The following is a 21,327-nucleotide window of genomic DNA, read 5'->3' on the forward strand; positions in this document are numbered from 1 at the left end:
ATCACAGATTCGTCGGCGTCCCGGACGGACACCGGCCCTATTTTCCCGCCACCACGGCGGCCAGCGCAGCGGCCTGGATTACTGACGCGTAAATAGCAGCGGGTTGAGGGTGACGGTGTAGCCAAGCTGGTTGAGCGTGTTGATCGCGCGGCGGGTGGCGCGTTCGGGGTCACCCTGGGCGAGGCAGCGGCGGCGACTCCGCGGCGTTCGCGGTCACGCAGCACCAACTCACGCAGGGTGGCCCGGTTGATGCCCAGGTCGGCAGCGATGCTCTTGTGTGTCGTCCCGGGTGTGGACTCGTACAGGGCCACGGCATCGGCCTTGAACTCGTCGGAGTGGTCCTTCATCGCCATCGGCGGTCTTCTCGCTTCCTCCGGATCAAGCAGATCCAGTATCAGCGTGTCCACCACGCAGAGGGAGGCCCCCCATGTCGTTGGCCTGGTGGTTCATCACCTACCGGCAGAACCGCAGGATGGCGTTCGCGCTGTCGCCGGGCGGCAGGGACTTCGCGTCGGGGCGCTGGGTGGCGAAGATGCCGATGATGCCCGGCGCGGTGCCACGCTTGGCGATGTCTGTGCAGATGGACTCCAGCTCGGCGCCGTACTTCTCGTGCTCGAAGATGACTTGGCACTCGTCGAAGCCGGCCAAGGTCCGTGCCCATGCCGACCGCGGAGCACCCCCGCGACCTGATCGACCTCCATCAGCGACGACTGGTGGCTCGCGCTGCGCGAGGCCGGTCTGGCCCCGTGAGAGTTCTGGATCACCGGAAGCTGTGGAACTCCGGCGACTGATACGGCGTCGGTGAGCCGTTGCCGTGTACGGCGTGCGTCGGCTTGTCCGAGGATTCGTGGCCGAGCAGCAGGTCGGGGTCGAACATGACGATCACAGCGGAGATCAGCATCACGATGAGGGGGCCGGCGAGCATGAACAGGAGGAAGGACACCAGGTCGGCCGAGGACTGTGAGATTGCGGCCTGGGCTGTGAGGTGGACGGAGACTGCGGCCATGCCGGTGTAGTGCATGCCGGTCACGGCCACTCCCATGACCAGACTCGCCCCCAGGGTTGACCACAGCGCGTGAATGGTGACCGCGGCCCACAGCGCGGCCACGGCGGCGGCGATGGCGATCGCGACGGACAGTGCCACCGTCTGCAGGTTGTAGTGGAGGGTGCCGCTGGTCTGAATGGCGGCCATCCCGAGGTAGTGCATGGCCGCAACCCCGAGTCCGGTGACAGAGCCCGCCATGGCAAGGTTCAGCGGCGAGCCGCCCCGGTAGCCGACGAGGAACACACCGACGGCGACGACGGCGATCGCGACCACGAGACTGAGGAGCGTTCTGGTGTTGTCGTAGCTGACCAGGGCGCCCTGCACACTGAAGCCGATCATGGCGATGAAGTGCATCGTCCATATTCCGCAACCGATGGATACGGCCCCCAGTGTCAGCCACCGAGCTCTGTGGTGCGGGCGCCGCAGTGACCGGGTGGTGCACCGCAGCCCGAGCGCGGCCCCCAGACAGGCCATCAGATATGCGGCGATGAGAGTCGCGGAACCGTAATAGAAGTTGGAGACGGTTGCGGTCATGGATGTTTCCCTTCGTATGCGAGGTAGCAGGCGGCGCATTTGTCGCCTGCACAGGCAACCGGCGGCAACGGGATGTGTCACGTTGGGGCGCCTGGCCTGCCTTGCCGCGACCAACACTTCGCGTTCCTGCTGCTGGTACCGGGTGAACTCGCGGCGCCTGGCATCAAGATCGCCGCTTTCCCTGTCTCAGAAATTTTCAAGGGGCATGTCGTCGCATCCGCCCCCGGCCAAGCCGATCTGGAGCGGAGAGGAATCTCCTGCGCGCACTCGGCGAATTCAGATCTCCCAGGACTGGTATCGATTGCACCGATCCCTACGGCAATCCCTTCCATTCCGCCCACCAAACCAACCGATCAACTTTCCAGCAAAGGCCGGCACCTGGAGATCTGCCGCTGAGACCGACCCGGCGGAACCTGCACACGTGCCAACACGTCGCATCACCAGGCCGGGTGATTCATCGTCACTCCCGATGTGGTCAGCGGTGAATGGGGAGGGGCGCCGTCTCGACGAGACGGCGCCCCGTACCGCCCCAGCGCAGGGCGATGATCTCGGCCATGATCGCGACAGCGGTCTCTTCCGGGGTGCGGGCGCCGAGGTCGAGGCCGATGGGTGAGGCGAGCCGGGTCAGCTCCGACTCGTCGAGTCCCACCTCGCGCAGCCGGCGCAACCGGTCCTCGTGGGTGCGGCGGCTGCCCATGGCGCCGATGTAGCGGGCGGGGGTGCGCAGGGCGCGCTGGAGGAGGGGGACGTCGAACTTGGGGTCGTGGGTGAGGACGCAGATCACCGTGTTCTCGTCCACCGTGGTCTCGTCGAGGTAGCGGTGTGGCCAGGAGACGACCAGTTCGTCGGCGTCGGGGAAGCGTCGGCGGGTGGCGAAGACGGGGCGGGCGTCGCAGACGGTGACGTGATAACCGAGAAACTTGCCGATGCGGGCGACCGAGGAGGCGAAGTCGATGGCGCCGAACACCAGCATCCGCGGCGGCGGCGCGAAGGACTGTACGAACACGGCGAGATCGTCACACCGGTCCTGCCCCTCCCGGCCGACGTGCACGATCTCGGTGCCACCCTGCGCGAGCAGACCCCGGGTCCGCTCGGCCACGGCGCTGTCCAGTCGGGAGTCGCCGAGCGTGCCGAGGACGGAGGTAGAGGTGACGGCCAGTTCTCCGGTCGCCACTGCGGCGCCTTCCTCTGCGGCGCCTTCCTTCGGCAAGGGCGTCGCCACCGCCACGCCACGTCCCGCCGCGATGTCATCCAGTACGTTCGGCAGTTCCGGAAAGTGCCCCGCGCCCGCCGGGCGGACCAGGATCTCGATGATCCCGCCGCAGGTCAGCCCCACCGCCAGCGCGTCGTCGTCGCTGACGCCGTAGGTGATCAGGACCGGCTCGCCCGTCTGCAGCACCTCACGGGCCACTTCGTACACCGCCCCCTCCACACAGCCGCCCGAGACGCTGCCGATCACCTCGCCGTCCTCCGCGACCGCGAGGGATGCGCCGGGCCTGCGGGGTGCCGACTTCCAGGTCCGTACGACAGTCGCCACGGCGAACCGCCTGCCCGCCGCGCTCCAGGAAGCCAGGCCCTCCGCGATGTCCCGCACCCGTATGCCTCCTTCGCCGGCAACCACCACCGTGCACCCTGCCGTGGGCCCGGCGAACGGAGCATGCGAACACGGTCCGGCCCAAGTCAACAGCCGATTAAGTATTCGCTTAAGTCGGTGCGCGGATCACCGTGAGCGAGTTAAGCGATCGATTAAGTAGCCGTTGACACCCCCTCCGGTCGGGTGCCAAATGAGGGCGCAAACGGCGCCCGAGGCGCCCGGCCGTACGCCGGGCAAGACAGGGGGAATTCGGCATGCAGGTTCCCGCTCCGTTCGAGTACCAGCGGGTGAGCACGGTGGGCGAGGCGGTCACGCTCCTGGACCGGCTGGGCGACACGGCACGTCTGGTGGCCGGCGGGCACAGCCTCATCCCGATGATGAAGCTCCGGCTGGCCAACTTCGAGTACCTGATCGACATCAACGAGCTGCACGACGAGCTCGGCTACATCCGCGTCGAGCGCGGCGAGATCCGCATCGGCGCGATGACCCGGCACCGTGAGTTGCTGGAGTCCGCCGAGCTGGCGGCCGCGTTCCCGATCTTCCGCGACGCGGAACGCGTGATCGCCGACCCCGTCGTCCGTAACCGGGGCACGCTCGGCGGCTCCCTGTGCCAGGCGGACCCCTCGGAGGACCTGTCGGCGGTGTGCACGACGCTCGACGCGTCCTGCGTGATCCAGGGGATGGACGGCGAGCGGGTGGTGTCGATGGAGGACTTCCACCAGGGGCCGTACGAGACGGCCGTCGGCGACGCCGAGATCCTCACCGAGGTCCGCTTCCCGCTCCGGCCGCGCGGATCGAGCGCCTACGAGAAGGTCGAGCGGAGGGCCGGTGACTGGGCTGTCGTCTCGGCGGGCGCGGCGGTCTGGCTGGACGAGAGCGGACTGATCGCGGACGCCCGGGTCGGGCTCGCGGCGGTCGGGCCGAACACCGCCGGGATTCCGGGGATCGCGGACGCCCTGCGCGGGCAGCCGCCCGCCGAGGAGCTGTGGGCACGGGCCGGCGACATCGCCGCCGAGGCCTGCGACCCGGTCACCGACCGGCGCGGCAGCGCCGAGTACAAACGGCATCTCGCGCGCGAACTGACCGTACGCGTGCTGCGCCGGGCCGTGGCCCGGATCAACGGACAGGAGGTGTGATCGTGCAGGTCAGCATGACCGTCAACGGTGAAGAGGTCACCCGGGAGATCGAGGGGCGGCTGCTGCTGGTGCACTTCCTGCGCGACCACCTCCAGCTGACCGGCACCCACTGGGGCTGCGACACCAGCAACTGCGGTACGTGTGTGGTGTGGTTGGACGGCGAGCCCGTCAAATCGTGCACGGTGCTGGCCGCGATGGCGGGCGGCCACGACGTGCGCACCGTCGAGGGCCTGGAGCAGAACGGCGAACTGGACCCGGTCCAGCGCGGTTTCGTGGAGTGCCACGGGCTGCAGTGCGGGTTCTGCACCCCGGGCATGATGATGACCGCGCGCGCCCTGCTCGACGCCAACCCGGACCCCTCGGAAGAGGAGATCCGCGAGGCGATCTCGGGACAGATCTGCCGCTGCACGGGCTACGCGACCATCGTCCGCTCGATCCGCTGGGCGGCGGCGGAGGAGGCCGGCACCCGGACGACGGCCCCGGACACCGAGCACACCGTCACGACCACCTCGGGGAGCGCGTGATGACCACCGTCGCGTCGAACGGCCACCGCACCGCGTTCGTCGACAACGACCAGAAGCCCACCGGGCACGGCCGGATGCTCCGCAAGGAGGACCCGCGCTTCGTCCGCGGCAAGGGCCGCTACGTCGACGACCTCCAGCTGCCCGGCATGCTGCACCTCGCCATCCTGCGTTCCCCGATGGCGCACGCCCGCATCGTGTCCGTGGACACCAGCCTGGCCGAGGCGCATCCGAAGGTCCGCCTCGTGGTGACCGGTGCCATGCTCGCCGAGAAGGGCCTGGCCTGGATGCCGACCCTGTCCAACGACGTGCAGGCGGTGCTCGCTACCGACAAGGTCCGCTTCCAGGGCCAGGAGGTCGCGTTCGTCGTCGCGGAGGACCGCTACGCGGCGCGCGACGCACTGGAGCTGATCGACGTCGAGTACGAGGCACTCGACCCGGTGATCGACGTCCGCACCGCCCTCTCCCCCGACGCGCCCGTCATCCGCGACGACCTGGAGGGCAAGGCCGACAACCACGTTTTCGACTGGGAGACCGGCGACGAGGCCGAGACCGACGCGGTGTTCGCCCGCGCGGACGTGGTGGTCACCGAGGACATCGTCTACCCGCGCGTCCACCCGGCGCCGATGGAGACGTGCGGCGCGGTCGCCGACTACGACACGGTGGACGGCAAGCTCACCCTGTGGTCCACCACGCAGGCCCCGCACGCCCACCGCACGCTGTACGCGATCGTGGCGGGGCTGCCCGAGCACAAGATCCGGGTCGTCTCGCCGGACATCGGCGGCGGCTTCGGCAACAAGGTGCCGATCTACCCGGGTTACGTGTGCGCGATCGTCGGCTCACTGCTCACCAGCAAGCCGGTGAAGTGGATGGAGGACCGCGCGGAGAACCTGATCAGCACGGGCTTCGCCCGCGACTACGTGATGCGCGGCGAGATCGCGGCGACGCGGGACGGGAAGATCCTCGCCGTTCGCACCAACGTGCTGGCCGACCACGGCGCGTTCAACGGCACGGCGGCACCGGTGAAGTACCCGGCGGGCTTCTTCGGTGTCTTCACGGGCAGTTACGACCTTCAGGCCGCGTACTGCAAGATGACGGCCGTCTACACCAACAAGGCGCCGGGCGGGGTGGCGTATGCCTGCTCGTTCCGCATCACCGAGGCGGTGTATCTGATCGAACGGATGGTTGACTGCCTGGCGTTCGAGCTGGGGGCGGACCCGGTCGAGCTGCGCATGAAGAACTTCATCCGGCCCGAGCAGTTCCCCTACCGCACGAAGACGGGCTGGGTGTACGACTCCGGGAACTACGCCCCGACCATGGAACTCGCCAAGGAGCTCGTGGGCTACGACACCTTGCGCGCCGAGCAGGCCGAGAAGCGGGCCCGGAGTGAACTCATGGGCATCGGCGTGTCGTTCTTCACCGAGGCGGTCGGCGCGGGCCCCCGCAAGGACATGGACATCCTCGGCCTGGGCATGGCCGACGGCTGCGAACTGCGGGTCCATCCCACCGGCAAGGCGGTCGTGCGACTGTCGGTGCAGTCGCAGGGGCAGGGCCACGAGACGACGTTCGCGCAGATCGTCGCCGAGGAACTGGGCATCCCGCCGCAGGACATCGAGGTCGTACACGGCGACACCGACCAGACACCGTTCGGGCTCGGCACCTACGGCAGCCGGTCCACGCCCGTCTCGGGCGCGGCGGCGGCGCTGGTCGCGCGCAAGGTGCGGGACAAGGCGAAGCTGATCGCCTCCGGGATGCTGGAGGTGTCGGTCGCGGACCTGGAGTGGGAGAAGGGTTCCTTCCGGGTGGCGGGCGACCCGAACGCGTCGGTGACCATCCAGGACATCGCGATGCGGGCGCACGGCGCCGGCGATCTGCCCGAGGGCGTCGAGGGCGGCCTGGAGGCGCAGATCTGCTACAACCCGGAGAACCTCACCTATCCGCACGGCGCCTACATCTGCGTGGTCGACATCGATCCGGGCACGGCGAAGGTGACGGTACGGCGGTTCGTGGCGGTCGACGACTGCGGCACCCGCATCAACCCGATGATCATCGAGGGGCAGGTGCACGGCGGGCTCACCGACGGTGTCGGCATGGCGCTGATGGAGATGATCGCCTTCGACGAGGACGGCAACTGCCTGAGCGGTTCGCTGATGGACTACCTCATCCCGACCGCCCTCGAAGTCCCCGACTGGGAGACCGGGTTCACGGTCACCCCCTCGCCGCACCATCCCATCGGCGCCAAGGGCATCGGAGAGTCGGCGACGGTCGGATCGCCGCCGGCGATCGTCAACGCGGTGGTGGACGCGCTGGCGCCGTTCGGTATCCGGCACGCGGACATGCCGCTGACGCCCTCGCGGGTGTGGGAGGCGATGCAGGGCCGTCCGATGCCGCCGATCTGAGCAACGGGCCGGGACACAGGCGAGGAGAGGTCCGTGGAGGTGACCGAATGCCCAAGACGGTGAGCGAACGAGCGCTCGAACTGACCGAGCAGCGCGTGCCGTTCGTACACGCCCGCGTGGTACGTGCGCAGGCGCCCGCGTCCGCGCACCCGGGCGACGAGGCGATCGTGTTCGGCGACGGCACGATCGACGGGTTCGTCGGCGGGGTGTGCGCCGAGGGCTCGGTGCGTACGGCGGCCCTTGGCGCCCTGCACGGCGGCCGTCCGCTGCTGCTGCGCGTGCTGCCGCAGGGTGAGGCCGTGTTCCCGGACATGCCGGGAGCGCAGGTGGTAATCAATCCCTGTCTGTCCGGAGGGGCGTTGGAGATCTTTCTGGAGCCCGTGCTGCCACCGCCGCTGATCGAGGTCGTCGGACACACCCCGATCGCCGAGGCGTTCGTCGCCCTCGCCGACGTCCTCGGCTACGCCACGGCTCGCTCGCTGCCCGACGGCCCGCCGGCCGAGCAGGCGGGCGCGGTCATCGTGGCCGGGCAGGGCCGCGGTGACGCCGAGGCGCTGCGTGCCGCGCTCGACGCGGGCGTGCCGCACATCGCGCTGGTCGCCAGCCGTCGCCGGGGCTCCGCCCTGTTCGACGAACTCGGCCTCACGGAGGAGGAACGCGCCCGGATCCACGCACCGGCCGGACTGGACATCGGCGCCCGTACGGCACCGGAGGTCGCGCTGTCGATCCTGGCGGAGGCCGTCAAGGCCCTGGTGTCGACGCGCCCGGCTCCGCCGGCCGCCGCCGACCGCCCGGCCGAGGCGGTGGACCCGGTGTGCGGGATGACCGTGACCGTGGGCCCGGACACTCCTCGTCTGGCCGCCGGGGACGAGGAGTTCTGGTTCTGCGCGACCGGCTGCCGGGACCGCTGGGCGGCGGGAGTGGTGGCTGGAGGGTGAGAGAACTGTTCCCGGACGCCGAAGACGTACGGCGGCGTCTCGCCGAGGTCGGCCACCTGGTCGACGAGGGTACCGCGACCGCTCTCCACCTGGCCACGGTCCTTGACCGGCCGCTGCTCCTGGAGGGCGAGCCAGGTGTGGGCAAGACCAGCGCGGCCAAGGCGCTCGCCGAGGCGCTGGGCACCCCGCTGATCCGGCTGCAGTGCTACGAGGGCCTGAGGGCGGGCGAGGCGCTGTACGAGTGGAACTACCAGCGTCAGCTGCTCACCGTACGGCTCACCGAGGTACGCGGCGAGCACCTGGCCGACGCGGACCTGTTCAGCGAGGAGTTCTTGCTCGACCGGCCCCTGCTGCGGGCCGTACGGCATCAGGGGCCGGTACCTCCGGTGCTGCTCATCGACGAGATCGACCGGGCCGACGACGAATTCGAGGCGCTGCTCTTCGAGTTCCTCGGCGAATGGGCGATCACCATCCCGGAGCTGGGCACGTTCGCCGCCGTACGACCGCCGCTCGTGGTGCTCACCTCCAACCGCAGCCGCGAACTGCACGACGCGCTGCGCCGCCGCTGCCTCTACCACTGGATCGAGTTCCCCACCCCCGAGCGCGCGGTGGAGATCCTGCGCCGGGCGGTGCCGGCCGCGAGTGAACCGCTGATCGCGTCCGCCACCGAGTTCGTCGGCCGGGTGCGCGCCCTGGATCTGGACAAGGCACCCGGCATGGCGGAGGCCATCGACTGGGTCTCCGCCCTCGCCGCGCTGCGGGTGTCCCGGCTGGCCCGCCGCGACATCGTCAGCACTCTGAGCGCGGTCGCCAAGAGCCCCGACGACCGCACCACCATCACGGGGGCCCTCGATGAACTCGGCCATCCTGAAGAGGCGAGGAGACCGTAAGGCATGAGGATAGACAACGAGTTCGGCGTCGACGTACCCGTTGAGCGGGCGTGGGCGGCGCTCACCGATCTGGCGGCCCTCGCCCCGTGCATGCCGGGTGCCCAGCTCACCGGAGTCGACGGTGACGTCCATCGCGGCAAGGTCCGGATCAAGGTGGGGCCGGTGATCAGCCAGTTCCAGGGCACGGCCCGGTTCGTGGAGAGGGACGAGGCCACGCACACCGCCGTGATCAGCGCCACGGGCAAGGACACGCGGGGGCAGGGCAACGCGTCGGCGACCGTCCACGCGCGGTTGCGCGCCGAGGGCACACGCACGGTCGTGTCGGTCAGCACGGACCTCAACATCAGCGGCAAGCTCGCCCAGTTCGGCAGCGGGATGATCAAGGAGATCTCGGAGAAGCTGTTCGCCCAGTTCGTCGCGAACGTGGAGGAACAGCTGCTGGCCCCGGCCGAGCCGGACACCCCGGCACCGGAGCCGGTCCCGTCGTCGACCGCGCGAGCGGAGGCGGCACAGGCCGCGGCGGTCGTACAGCCTTCCCCCGCCCCTCGGACGGCGATCGATCCGGAGCCGGCGCCGGCCTCGAACGCGCCGTCCGAGACCGCATCCACGTCGGCGTCGGCCGAAGGGCGGCCGGAATCCGTGCCGGCCACACCGCGGGTGCGGGCCGAGGAGGAGAGCGAGCCCCTGGACCTGATGGCGCTGGCCGGCAGGTCGGTGTACAAGCGGCTGATCCCGGTGGCCGTGGGAGCTGTCGTCATCGGTGTGGTGATCTATCTGCTGGTCCGCTGAGGGCGGAGCCGACGCGATGACACGGACCGAGCCGTTCCTGCCCGCCGTCGACCGGGCCGCGTTCGCCGTGGCGCTGGCGGACCGGCTACGACTGCGGGGCGTGCCCGTGGGCCTGACTGCCGTGCAGGACTTCGTGGCCGCGCTGGCCGTGTCGCCGTCGACCACGCGCGCGGCGCTGTACTGGTCGGCGCGCGTCACGCTCATCCGCGACCAGCCGCACCTGGCCCGGTTCGACGAGGTCTTCGACACCGTCTTCGGCGAAGCCGTACTGGCGGTGGACCCGCACGCACGCCGTGACGGCCACGCCGGCTCGTTCCCGCGCGGTGACGGCGCCCACGATTCACCGCCCGGAGCACCCGGCGACCCGATCGAGGGCGCCGGGCTGCCGTGGGTGACGCTGCCGCCGCTGGTCTCGGCCGCCACGCACGACGACGCGTACGTCCTGACCGTGCCGGAACGGCTGCCGACCGATGCGGCCGGTGCCGTGGACACACCCTTCGAGCAGCTCGGTGAACGGGAGGCCGAACTGCTCGGACAATGGCTGGAGACGGCGCTGAGGCGGTGGCCAACACGCCGTTCCCGGCGGTATGCGGTGCGGCCGGGCGGACACCGGGTGGCGATCCGCGAGACGGTTGCGCGGGCCCGCCGCACCGGCTGGGAACCGGTGCGGCTGGTGCGCACGGGACCCGTGGACCGACCGCGACGGGTCGTCGTGCTGTGCGACGTGAGCCGGTCGATGCAGGCGCAGGCTGTGGCGTACCTGCATCTGATGCGGGCGCTCGCACTGACGACGCACGCCGAGGTGTTCGCTTTCGCGACATCGTTGACGAGGCTCACCCCGGTGCTGGCGCACCGCTCGGCCGAGACCGCGTTCGAGGAGGCGACGGAGCGGGTCGTCGACCGGTTCGGCGGAACCCGGATCGCGCACTGCCTGGAGGCACTGCTGGCCTCGCACCACGGGGGCACGCTGCGCGGCGCGGTCGTCCTGATCGCTTCGGACGGCTGGGACGGTGACCCACCCGACCGTCTCGCCACGGCCATGGCCCGGGTGGGCCGCCGCGCGCACACGGTGGTCTGGCTCAACCCCCGTGCGGGCGCCCCTGGGTTCACCCCGCGCACGACGACGATGACGGCTGCACTCCCTCATGTCGACCTGCTCCTCCCGGCGGACACGTTCGCGGCTCTGCTGCGGGTGCCGGGTGAGATCGCGCACCTCACGGGCCGTGCCGAACCTCGCCCCTCAAGCCCGCTGCACCGGCTGTAGCCGGTCCCCGTGCGCGGAGCCTCGATCCGGGCCTGCATCCGTTGCTCGCGGGTGGGCTCGCCCATCGCCGCCGGCTCCTTGCTCGTGCGCGTACTCGCGGCGTCCAGGGGATTCGTCGTTTCCACGGCCCTTGATGGATCTGTGCGCTAGCTTGAAGCCCAGGTCACAGGTGATTGGGTATCCGTGGCGAGCGCGGGAGGTGAGCCATGACCCCGGCACAACTGCGTGCGTTCTCGGTGACCGTCCGCCTCGGCTCTGTGAAGGCCGCAGCGGCGGATCTAGCCGTGACCGAGGCTGCGGTCTCGATGCATATCGCGCATCTGCGCAGGGAACTCGGCGACAAGCTGTTCAGTCGGACGGCCAACGGACTCGCCTTCACGCCCGGTGGGCTGCGACTCGCCAGCCGTGCCGCCGAGATGCTGGGACTGCAGGACCAGACCATCCTGGAGGTGAAACAGGCCGGGTCCGGGCGGCGGCTGCTGCGGGTCGCCGCGTCGAGCCTGTTCGCCGAGTACGCCGCGCCCGGCCTCATCGAGCTGTTCGCGGGGCGCGCCGACGATCTCGACGTCGAGTTGAGCCTGCACGATCCGCAGCGTTTCGGACTCCTGCTCGCCGAGCGGGCCGTCGATGTCGCCATCGGGCCCCGGCCCGCCACCGTCGACAACGCGATGATCTGTACCCCCTTCCTCAACTACCAGCTCATCGCCGTCGTCGGCGCCGACCATCCACTCGCCTCCAGGTCCGGGCCGGCCGGGGTCGCCGACATGCGCGACCAGACGTGGCTTCTCGGGCCGTCTGCGGTGGGCCGGGCGGGTCTGGTGCCCTTGGTAATCCGCCGGCTCGGGGTACCCGAGCACAATCAACGCATTTTCCAGAGCCACGCTGCCGCCATCGACGAGGCCAAGCACGGCAAGGGCATCGCGCTCGCTGTCGCGTTCGCCGTCGCGAAAGATCTGGCCGACGGCGACCTCCGTGAGCTGAACGGGCCTCAGCTACTCGTCCGCGGCTCTTGGAGCCTCCTTGCCCTCGGTGACCGTGAGGCCCTGCCCGCCGCCGCCGAGCTGCGCCGCTTTGTCACCACGCCTCGCGCCACCCAGGCCATGCTGCGCGGCGCGGGCGTCACCCCGGGCCGCTTCCGGCCGGCCATCCATGTCACGCTCTGGAGCTAGCTTCTGCGCTGATGTGATGCGCCGGGAATGGCGGCTCTGAGTCTATTGGCCGCTTTTATGGGGTCTCGGGGTCCTCGTGCTGTTGGTACGAGGGCTACATGGGCAACTACGGCAACACGCTGGACCGGTGGTACCGGTGGTACCGGTGGTACCGGTGGTACCGGCGGGCCGCGGTCGCTCTGGTCGGTCAGGTGGTCGGGAACTGTGGTGCCGTGCTTGCGGTGAGTGGCTGGGGGTGCGGACTTGGCTCCTCGGCGGACCCTCAGTCCGCCTCCCGGTTCTGCAGACCGTCGATCATCAGGGCGATCGTGAAGTCGAAGCGGTCGTGGACCGTCCCGGCCGTGAGCTCGGTGGCGTAGCGCTTGGTGTGGGGGAAGGTGTCGGGGAGCGCGGCGAAGCGGCGCAGGAGTTCGTCGCGGCTGACCACCCAGCCGTCGTCGGCGCGGTCGAGTCGGCTGCCGGCCAGGGAGACCTCGAGGCTGTAGGCGTTGACGTAGAGCATCAGGGAGTCGATCGCCCATGCCGCGGTCCTCGGGGCGATGCCCCCGGCGAGCAGGATGGCGAGCATCCCCTCGCTGAGGCGGAGCGTGTCCAGGTTGGACGGGGCGGCGGCGAAGGCCGCCCGGGAGATGCCCGGGTAGCGCAGATACTGGTCGCGCAGTCGGGCGCAGACGCTGGTGATCTGCTGCCTCCAAGTGGCGGGGTCCGGCTCGGGCAGGTCGATCTCGGCGCACAGCCGGCCGATGAGCAACTCGTCCAGGTCCTCCTTGTTGACCACGTGGGCGTAGAGCGAGGACGGCCCGGTCTCCAGCGCGCTCGCCACGCGCCGCATCGTCAGGGCTTCGTAGCCCTCCCTCTCCACGATGCCGAACGCGGTACTGACGATGGCGTCGACCGTGATCGGCTTCTTGCGTCCGCCGGACGGCCCGCGTCGGCCCGCGGGTGCCCCGGACCCCGTGCCGAGCTGGTGCCGTGCCGCGCGCCGTTCCTGCGGAGTCGGTGACATACGGGCAGCCTAGCGCATCGACGAACAGTGTTCTGTGTCACTAAGAACAGTGTTCGTATTGTTCAGAACATCGATCGCGAGTAGAACAGTGTTCGTGTCCATCAACCAGCGCGAATCCCTCGCGCCCCCTGTCAGTACCCTGCCGCTGCGCACCGCGTGGCTCGTCCTGGTCGTCGTGGTTCTGGCCGACATCATGGATCTGGTCGATTCCAGCGTCGCCAACCTCGCCGGCCCCTCCATCCGCGCCGATCTCGGCGGCGGTCAGGTCACGGTCCAGTGGGTGCTCAGCGCCTACACCGCGGCCTTCGCCCTGGGCCTGGTCACCTCCGGGCGGCTCGGCGACCTGCTCGGGCGCCGACGGCTGTTCCTGCTCGGCATGACCGGCTTCACCCTGACCTCGCTGGCCTGCGGTCTCGCCCCCGGCCCCGTCTTCCTCATCGTCGCCCGCACAATGCAGGGCCTGTGCGGATCGGTCATGATCCCGCAGGGACTCGCCCTGGTGAAGATCGTGTTCCCGCCCCAGCACCTGCGCAAGGCCCTGACGCCGGTCGGCCCGCTGATGGGCCTGACCATGGTGGGCGGGCCCATCCTGGCCGGCTGGCTGCTCCACCTGGACCCGTTCGGCAGCGGCTGGCGGTCGATCTTCCTGATCAACGTCCCGTTCGGCGTCGTCGCCCTCGCCCTCGGGCTGCGCGTACTGCCCCGGCGCGGCGGCGAGGACCCGACCGCCCGTCTCGACCTCACCGGCGTCGGCCTGCTCACCGCGGCCTCGGCCCTGCTGATCGTCCCGCTCATCCAGGGGCGCGAACTCGGCTGGCCCGTCTGGACGTACGTCATGATGGCCGCCGCCGTCGGCCTGCTCGCCCTCTTCGTCGTCTCCCAGCGGCGCAGCCGGCATCCCGTCATCACGCCGTCGCTGTTCCGCAAGCGCAGTTTCGTCGTCGGCCTGGTGATCGTGGCCGGGTTCTATGCGTCCCTCAGTGCCTTCGTACTCGTCGTCAACCTGCTGCTCCAGCAAGGCATGCACTGGACGCCGCTGCGCACCGGCCTCACCCTGATCCCCTGGGCCCTCGGCACCGCCGTCGCCGTCCTGCTCGCGGGCGCCGTGCTCGCCGAGAAGCTCGGGCGCGCCACCCTGCACCTCGGGCTGTCCGTCGCCGTCGTGGGCCTGTTGTCCCTGTGGTGGTCCGTCGCCCACTGGGGCATCGGCGTCACCGTCTGGAAGCTGGCGCCCGCGCTGCTGCTCACCGGTCTCGGCTCGGGCCTGGTGTTCGTACCACTGGTCGACTTCATCATCGGCGACGCCACCGCCGAGGAGGTCGGCACCGGGGCGGGCCTGCTCAACGCGGTGCAGCAGTTCGCCGGCGCGATCGGCGTGGCCGCTCTCGGCACGGTGTTCTTCGCCCGGGTCGGACACCCGTCCGCCGGCTCCTACCTCGCCGCCGCGGAACTCGTCTTCGGCATCGCGGCCGGGCTGAATCTCCTCACCCTGCTCCTGGTCGGCCTTCTGCCCAGGCACGCCCAGCAGGCACACGGCTGAACGGGGGACCCGCCGACCGCGGTGAGTGGCCGTCGTACACCCCCTGCCTCCGCCGTGACGGCAAACGGGTGAGCCTGCCGTACGACCGATCAAGACTTGGCATACGAAACGGCGTACTCAGGAAGTCCTTACCGTGAACGGCTAGCATCGCGGCCGACGTTGCCGACGGCGGATGGGGTGAGCGCAATGGGGGACAGGGACGCGCCGAGGATCGCCGTCGCCGTGGTGACGATGGGCAACCGCCCCGACGAGATGGACGCCCTGCTGGAGTCCGTCGCCAAGCAGGACCTCGCCCCCACCAGGATCGTGATCGTCGGCAACGGCTGCCCGCTGCCCGACTACGCGGCCCGGCTGGCCCTGCCCGGCGAGGTCACGCTGCTCGAGGTCGACGAGAACCTCGGCTGCCCCGGAGGCCGCAACGTGGCGCTCGCCCGGCTGCGGGAGTTCGGGGACGTGGACATCGTGGTCGAACTGGACGACGACGGCCTCCTCGTCGACGCCGACGTGCTCAGCCGCGTCGCCCACCACTTCGCCGCCGACCCCCGGCTCGGCATCGTCGGCTTCCGCATCGCGGACGAGCACGGCGAGACCCAGCGTCGGCACGTGCCCAGGCTCGGCGCGGCCGACCCGCTGCGCGGTGGTCACGTCACCGGCTTCCTCGGGGGCGGGCACGCCTTCCGTACCTCGATGCTGGACCAGATCGGTGACTGGCCCGCGGAGTTCTTCTTCGCCCACGAGGAGATCGACATGGCGTGGCGGGCGGTCGACGCGGGCTGGCGCATCCTCTACGCGCCCGAACTCCTGCTCCAGCACCCCAAGACCTCACCGGCCCGGCACGCGATCTACTACCGCGTGAACGCCCGCAACCGCGTCTGGCTGGTCCGCCGCCGTCTCCCCCTGCCGCTCATCCCGCTCCACCTCGGCGTCTGGATGGCGGTGACCGTTCTGCGCAACCGCTCCCGGCCCGCCGCGCTGCGCGCCTGGTTCGGCGGTTTCGCGGAAGGCCTGCGGGAACCGGCGGGTGAACGCCGCCCGATGCGCTGGAGCACGGTATGGCGCCTGACGCGCCTGGGGCGTCCGCCGGTCGTGTGAGCGCCTCGCGTGCCTGGAGGGTCCGGCCGTCGTGTGAGCGCCTCGCGCGCCTGGGGTGTCCGCCGGTCGTCTGAGCGCCTCACGGGCCTCACGGCCTCGCGTGCCTGGGGTGTCCGCCGGTCGTCTGAGCGGCGGTCCGGTCCCGGATGAGTACGAGCTACGGCTCGCTTCCGGTCGAGGACGCGAACGGGGACGAGGACCCCGGTCGCTCACCTCCGCCGACCGGGACCCTCCCACGTCCCCCGGATCCGGCCGCGGCGGCGTCACTCCCCCGAGCATCGCGTTCTAACGCGCGCACCCCCGGGCCGGCTCCGATGAAGTGATCACATCAGGTCGCGCCAACAGATCGCTAACATGTGGCCAACGGTCCTCCGCGGCACCGTCCGCCACCTGGCGCGAAGTCGCCGCAGGGCGGCCACGATCGGGCCGAACGGCAGCGGATCCCGGAGGGAACCGGTCAAGGAAAGGGTGGCGGGAAACCGCCGGGCGGAGGGCGGAATTCCGCCAAGAACGGTGGGTAGTGGGTGGCCATGGGGGAGTGGCGCGAACTGAGGTTCGGACTGCTCGGCTCGCCGGTTCTGTACGAGGCCCGGGGCGAGGCGTCCGCCGAGATGCTGTCCGTCGGCAGCCCCAAGCTCCGTGCCCTGCTGGCCGCGTTGCTGCTGGAGGCCGGCCGGGTCGTCTCCGTCGAGTCGCTCAAGGACGCGTTGTGGGGTGGAGCCCCGCCCGCCTCCGCACAGGCCTCGCTGCACAACCACGTGGCCCGTCTGCGTCGGCTGCTCGACGACCCCGAGCGGCTGCGGTCGGTGCCGCCCGGATACGTACTCCGGGTCGAGCAGGGTGAGTTGGACGTCCATGTCTTCGAACGCCACTTCGCCACGGCACGGGGCGCGCATGCCGCCCGAAACTGGGAGCGGGTCGTGCGCGAGTGCGCGGCCGCCCTCTCCCTCTGGCGCGGCACCCCGCTCAGCGGGCTCCCCGCCGAACTCGGTGGCTACTCCTTCACCCAACGGCTCCAGGAATCCCGACTCCTGCTCCTGGAATGGCGTTACGACGCCGAACTCGCCGTCCCCGACGCCCGCCCGGACACCCTGGTCCCCGAACTGACCGCCCTGACTGCGGCCCACCCCCTCCGCGAGTCCTTCCACCGCCAACTGATGCTGGCCCTGCACCACATGGGCCGCCAAGCGGAGGCCCTGGAAGTCCACCGGGCCCTGCGCACCCGCCTGAGAAACGACATCGGTGTGGAACCGGGTCAGGCGGTGAGACAGGCCCACGTACGCATCCTGCGCGCCACCCGGATAGCCGCGGCCACGGACAGCGACCACATCACAGAGCACCCACCGACAGGGACTGCCGTCGAAAGCACTCCCACCCCGCACGTGTCCGCCCCCGCGGCCACGGAAGCCCCCCGCTCCCCGCACGTGTCCTCACCCGCCGCCACCGAAGCCGCGCCCACCCACAACCCACCCGCACCCGCACCCACCGACGTCGAGCCCGCCCCGCAGGGGCCACCCGCACCCGACGACGAAAACGTCACCGGTGGTGCGGGTGGGCACACAGACCCCGCCCCCAACCCACCCGCACCGGCCCAACTCCCCCCACCCCCAGCTCACTTCACCGGCCGAACCCCTGAAGCCGAAACCCTCCTCGCCGACGCCCAACTCCCCCGACTGACCGTCATCACCGGCATGCCCGGCATAGGCAAGACCGCCCTCGCCCTCCATGTCGCCCATGCCCTGAAAAATCGTTTCCCTGACGGCCAGCTCTACATCAACCTGCACGGCGCCACCCCTGGCATGACCCCCCTCACCCCCACCCAGTCCCTCACCGCCCTTCTTCGCGACCTCGGCACGGCTCCCCGGGACATCCCCGAACACCCCGATGCCGCCTCTGCCCTCCTGCGCACCCTGCTCGCCCCCACCCGCACCCTCCTGCTCCTCGACGACGCGGCGACCGCGGCCCAGGTACGCCCCCTCCTCCCCGCCGGCCCGGGCTGCGCGGTCATCGTCACCAGCCGCTCACCCCTCACCACCCTGGACGGCGCCACCCGCCACCCCCTCACACCCCTGAGCACGGAGGAAAGCGCCGCCCTCCTGCGAGCCGTCTCCGGCCGCGACACCCTCGACGCCACCCACCCCCTCGTGGAACTCACCGGCCGCCTGCCCCTGGCCCTGCGGATCGTCGCCGCCCGCCTGGCCGCCCGCCGCGCCCTGACCCCCGACACCCTGGCGGGCCAACTCGACGCCACAGGAAGCAGGTTGTCCCATCTGGAGTACGACGACCTCAGTGTCCGCCGCTCCCTCTCCGTGGCCCACGACTCCCTCGCCGCCTCAGACCGCGAGGCGGACCGCGACGCCGCCCTGCTCCTGCGCGGCGTCGGCGTCCTGGACCTGCCCACCTACGGCGCCCCGATCCTCGCCCGGCTGTCCGGCATCGACGACCACCGGGCCGAGGCCGCCCTGGACCGCCTGGTCGACGTGGCCTTCCTCGAGGAGACGACGTACGGCCGCTACGCCCCGCACGACCTGGTCCGCGACTTCGCCCGCGAACTCTCCTGCGGCGCCCCGCGAGAGAACCCCGCCGACTTCGCGCTCCGCTGGTACGCCGCCGTGGCGGAACGCGCCCTCACCGCCATCGTCCCCGCGGGCCCGGACCAGGACGACCGCCGCCGACCGACGGACACCCAGCCCGCGGACCACGCCCCCTACGTCGACACCCTCCCCGTCTTCGAGTCCTCCGGACAGGCCTTCGCCTGGGCCGACACGGAGCTGGAGAACGTCGTGACGCTGGTACGGCGCCACGCCGAGGACACCGACCCACGCCGGGCCGCGTATGTCTCCACCCTCGTCCGCCACCTCTTCCCCTACGTCCACCGCAGCGGCCGCGTCGCCGAGATGGACGTGCTCGGCCGTGCGGCCGTCCGGGTGGCCCGCCGGCTCGGCGACACCGCGGCGGAGGCCTACGCGCTGGGCGACCTTGCGGGCCTGCACTTCCTGACGGGCCGCCAGCAGTGGGCCCTGGCCCTCACCGACCAGGCGCTCGTCCTCTGGCGCCGGCTGAACCGGCCCTCCTGGATCCGCCGCTGCCTGAACAACCGCGGTCTGCTCCTCGAAGGCCTCGGCCGCTACGAGGAGTCCGGCAGCGCCCTGCGCCAGAGCCTTCAGTACTCACGGCAGTTGAACGACCCGCACGGCGAGGCCGTCACCCACAGCCACCTCGGCAACCTCTATGAGCACACCGACCCCCGTGCCGCCATCGAGCAGCACCGGCGTTCCCTCGCCATCGGCGACGAGATCGGTGCCGTGATCGTGCGCCACTCCGCCCACTGCAACATCGGCTACGCCCACCTCACGCTCGGCGAACCGGCCGCCGCCCTGCCGCACTTCGAGGAGAGCCTGCGCATCCTCGGCGGTCACGGCGACTGGCACGGCGAGTCCCAGGCCCGTCTCGGCCTGGTCCGCGCCCTGCGCCTGCTCGGCCGTACCGAGCGGGCCGCCGAGGAGTGCGAGCGGCTCCTGCGCCACGCCGACTCCCGCGCCGACCGCTACACCGCAGGTCTCGCCCGCCACCAACACGGTCTGCTTCTCAGCGCGTCGGGCCACGACGACGAGGCACGCGACCAGTGGCGGGCCGCCCTCGACGCCCTGGAGGGAACGGACGAGAAGGAGACCGTGGCCGAACTCGGTGAGCTGCTGTCCGACCGGAGCTGATCACTTCGCGTCGGCATAGCACTCCACCACCGCCGTCGTGAACGGAAACCGCACCGGTGTCTCGCCGAACGTCAGCCGCCCCGCCAGCGCGGACGCCTCCCGGATCGCGTCGACCACCGCCCGCGACTCCTCCTCCGGACAGTGCACGATCACCTCGTCGTGCTGGAAGAAGACCAGCTCGGCCGCCATGCCCGCGCAGGACTGGCGCAGCGCGGCCAGTAACAGCAGCGCCCAGTCCGCCGCACTGCCCTGGACGACGAAGTTGCGGGTGAACCGGCCGCGCGCCCGCGCGTTGGTGGAGGCGTAGCCCGGCACCCACTCGGACCCGCCGCCGGACTCGGCCGGTTCGTCCTGCGGGATGCCGGCCTCCTCCGCGCCCTCGCCCGCCCCGACGGCCGGCGGACAGGTCCGCCCCAGCCAGGTGCGTACCAGCCGCCCCTCCTCGCCCGCGCGCGCCGCGTCGTCGACGTACGCCACCGCCTTGGGGAAGCGGCGTCTGAGCGCGGCGAGGTTCTTCAGTCCGTCGCCGGAGGTCTGCCCGTACACCGCGCCGAGCACGGCGAGCTTGGCCTGCGCCCGGTCGCCGGAGAAGGCCCGGTCGGACACCGACTGGTAGAGGTCGCTCTCCCGCCCGGCCACCTCCATCAACCCGCGGTCGCGCGAGATGGCCGCCAGCACCCGCGGCTCCATCTGGTCGGCGTCGGCCACGACCAGCCGCCAGCCCGGGTCGGCGACGACGGCCCGCCGGATCACCTTGGGGATCTGCAGCGCCCCGCCGCCGTTGGTCACCCATCGGCCGGTGACCGTCCCACCCGCCTGGAACTCCGGCCGGAACCGCCCCTCCCGCACCCAGTCCTGCAGCCAGGACCAGCCGTGGGCGACCCAGATCCGGTAGAGCTTCTTGTACTCGACGAGCGGCTTCACCGCCGGATGGTCGACGGACTCGATCTCCCACCGCCGGGTGGAGCGCACCTTGATCCCGGCCTGCGCGAAGGCCTTGATGACGTCGGCGGGCAGATCGGGGCGGACGCGGCGCCCGAAGGCGGCGGACACCTCGTCGGCCAGTTCCGCCAGGCGCCGGGGTTCGCCCCCGCCCGCGTAGCGCTCGCCGAGCAGTTCGTGCAGCACCTGCCGGTGCACCTCGGCGCTCCAGGGCAGTCCGGCGTGGTTCATCTCGGTGGCGATCAGCATGCCCGCCGACTCGGCCGCGGTGAGCAGCCGCATCCGCTCCGGGTGCGCGGTGGCCTCGTGCCGGCGCTGCTGCTCGGCGTACACCTCGGCCAGGTCGGCGAGCGGCACCTGGACGGCCCGGGGTTCGAACAGCGAGGACTGGGAGCCCGGTTCGGCGGACCGGTGGGGCGGGTCGGGCGGTACGGGGCCGCCGCGCAGCCGGGCCAGGGCGGCGGCTGCCGAGCGTGGCTCGCCGTGCCGCCCCTCGTGGCCCAGCAGCAGGGTCTCGGCGTCCTCGACGTCGTAGCACCGCTCGACTCGCACCCCCGCGGCGAGCAGGCGCGGATACACCTCGGCCGTGGACCGCCACACCCATCGTGCGACCTCCGGCCGCCCCCGCACGGCCGCCGCCAGGTCCGGCTCGCGCCGCACGGGTCCGGCGAGCAGCCCGTCCGGACCGAGGGGGGCGATCTCCACGCCACCGTCCTCGGCCGGAGCGAGCGCCCAGCGGTCGGTCATGGTCGCGA

General features: G+C 71.0%; 16 protein-coding genes and 1 pseudogene. 11 read left to right on the forward strand and 6 right to left on the reverse strand.

The genetic code is table 11. The features are described from left to right. The 4 genes and pseudogenes from ABZ453_RS32725 to ABZ453_RS32740 all read right to left on the reverse strand — a co-directional run. On the reverse strand, window positions 1-353 hold a 353-nt coding region (locus ABZ453_RS32725; RefSeq protein ID WP_359020759.1), incomplete at its 3' end, for a transposase. 103 nt (window positions 354-456) lie between these two features. Further along, window positions 457-648 (reverse strand): annotated as a pseudogene (locus ABZ453_RS32730) (hypothetical protein); the annotation flags it as partial. Between the two features lie 112 nt (window positions 649-760). Continuing rightward, entirely contained in the window at window positions 761-1,579 is an 819-nt protein-coding gene (locus ABZ453_RS32735; RefSeq protein ID WP_359020613.1) for an MHYT domain-containing protein, read from the reverse strand. Window positions 1,580-2,054: 475 nt separating this feature from the next. Beyond that, entirely contained in the window at window positions 2,055-3,173 is a 1,119-nt protein-coding gene (locus ABZ453_RS32740; RefSeq protein WP_359020615.1) for an XdhC family protein, read from the reverse strand. Window positions 3,174-3,427: 254 nt separating this feature from the next. Between ABZ453_RS32740 and ABZ453_RS32745 the strand changes: the two genes are divergently transcribed. The 8 genes from ABZ453_RS32745 to ABZ453_RS32780 all read left to right on the forward strand — a co-directional run bounded on the left by ABZ453_RS32745 (window position 3,428) and on the right by ABZ453_RS32780 (window position 12,279). Continuing rightward, entirely contained in the window at window positions 3,428-4,309 is an 882-nt protein-coding gene (locus ABZ453_RS32745; protein WP_359020617.1) for a xanthine dehydrogenase family protein subunit M, read from the forward strand. After that, on the forward strand, window positions 4,306-4,833 hold the full coding sequence (locus ABZ453_RS32750) for a (2Fe-2S)-binding protein (protein WP_359020619.1): 528 nt from the start codon (window positions 4,306-4,308) through the stop codon (window positions 4,831-4,833). The genes ABZ453_RS32745 and ABZ453_RS32750 overlap by 4 nt, the downstream gene beginning before the upstream one ends. After that, window positions 4,833-7,229: an aerobic carbon-monoxide dehydrogenase large subunit gene (locus tag ABZ453_RS32755; protein ID WP_359020621.1), complete on the forward strand. Its 2,397-nt coding sequence runs from the start codon at window positions 4,833-4,835 to the stop codon at window positions 7,227-7,229. Before ABZ453_RS32750 ends, ABZ453_RS32755 begins: the two co-directional genes overlap by 1 nt. 47 nt (window positions 7,230-7,276) lie before the next feature. Beyond that, window positions 7,277-8,167: an XdhC family protein gene (locus tag ABZ453_RS32760; RefSeq protein ID WP_359020623.1), complete on the forward strand. Its 891-nt coding sequence runs from the start codon at window positions 7,277-7,279 to the stop codon at window positions 8,165-8,167. After that, on the forward strand, window positions 8,164-9,057 hold the full coding sequence (locus ABZ453_RS32765; RefSeq protein ID WP_359020625.1) for a MoxR family ATPase: 894 nt from the start codon (window positions 8,164-8,166) through the stop codon (window positions 9,055-9,057). The genes ABZ453_RS32760 and ABZ453_RS32765 overlap by 4 nt, the downstream gene beginning before the upstream one ends. Window positions 9,058-9,060: 3 nt before the next feature. Continuing rightward, complete coding sequence (locus ABZ453_RS32770; protein WP_359020627.1) at window positions 9,061-9,846, forward strand: SRPBCC domain-containing protein; 786 nt, start codon at window positions 9,061-9,063, stop codon at window positions 9,844-9,846. Between the two features lie 16 nt (window positions 9,847-9,862). Next, window positions 9,863-11,110: a VWA domain-containing protein gene (locus ABZ453_RS32775; RefSeq protein WP_359020629.1), complete on the forward strand. Its 1,248-nt coding sequence runs from the start codon at window positions 9,863-9,865 to the stop codon at window positions 11,108-11,110. A gap of 206 nt (window positions 11,111-11,316) precedes the next feature. Continuing rightward, entirely contained in the window at window positions 11,317-12,279 is a 963-nt protein-coding gene (locus ABZ453_RS32780) for a LysR family transcriptional regulator (RefSeq protein ID WP_359020631.1), read from the forward strand. 262 nt (window positions 12,280-12,541) lie between these two features. On the opposite strand, the gene ABZ453_RS32785 is transcribed toward ABZ453_RS32780, so the two are convergent. Next, on the reverse strand, window positions 12,542-13,285 hold the full coding sequence (locus tag ABZ453_RS32785; RefSeq protein WP_359020633.1) for a TetR/AcrR family transcriptional regulator: 744 nt from the start codon (window positions 13,283-13,285) through the stop codon (window positions 12,542-12,544). Between the two features lie 94 nt (window positions 13,286-13,379). Here ABZ453_RS32785 and ABZ453_RS32790 point away from each other — a divergent pair, with 94 nt between their 5' ends. The 3 genes from ABZ453_RS32790 to ABZ453_RS32800 all read left to right on the forward strand — a co-directional run bounded on the left by ABZ453_RS32790 (window position 13,380) and on the right by ABZ453_RS32800 (window position 19,630). Further along, window positions 13,380-14,825 carry a DHA2 family efflux MFS transporter permease subunit gene (locus ABZ453_RS32790; RefSeq protein ID WP_359020635.1) on the forward strand — a complete coding sequence of 482 codons (1,446 nt, stop codon included), beginning with the start codon at window positions 13,380-13,382 and terminating at the stop codon, window positions 14,823-14,825. Window positions 14,826-15,011: 186 nt separating this feature from the next. Next, on the forward strand, window positions 15,012-15,917 hold the full coding sequence (locus tag ABZ453_RS32795) for a glycosyltransferase (protein WP_359020637.1): 906 nt from the start codon (window positions 15,012-15,014) through the stop codon (window positions 15,915-15,917). Between the two features lie 530 nt (window positions 15,918-16,447). Further along, the gene (locus tag ABZ453_RS32800) at window positions 16,448-19,630 is read left to right on the forward strand and encodes a BTAD domain-containing putative transcriptional regulator (RefSeq protein ID WP_359020761.1); all 3,183 of its coding nucleotides are present in this window, start codon (window positions 16,448-16,450) and stop codon (window positions 19,628-19,630) included. Here the strand turns inward: ABZ453_RS32800 and ABZ453_RS32805 are convergent, their stop codons facing one another. After that, window positions 19,631-21,319, reverse strand: a complete 1,689-nt coding sequence (locus ABZ453_RS32805) for a bifunctional 3'-5' exonuclease/DNA polymerase (RefSeq protein ID WP_359020639.1) — start codon at window positions 21,317-21,319, stop codon at window positions 19,631-19,633. It abuts the gene before it with no gap. Window positions 21,320-21,327: the final 8 nt, after the last annotated feature.

Origin of the sequence: Streptomyces sp. NPDC005799, assembly GCF_040630525.1 — a bacterium.
GTDB lineage: Bacteria > Actinomycetota > Actinomycetes > Streptomycetales > Streptomycetaceae > Streptomyces > Streptomyces griseorubiginosus_B.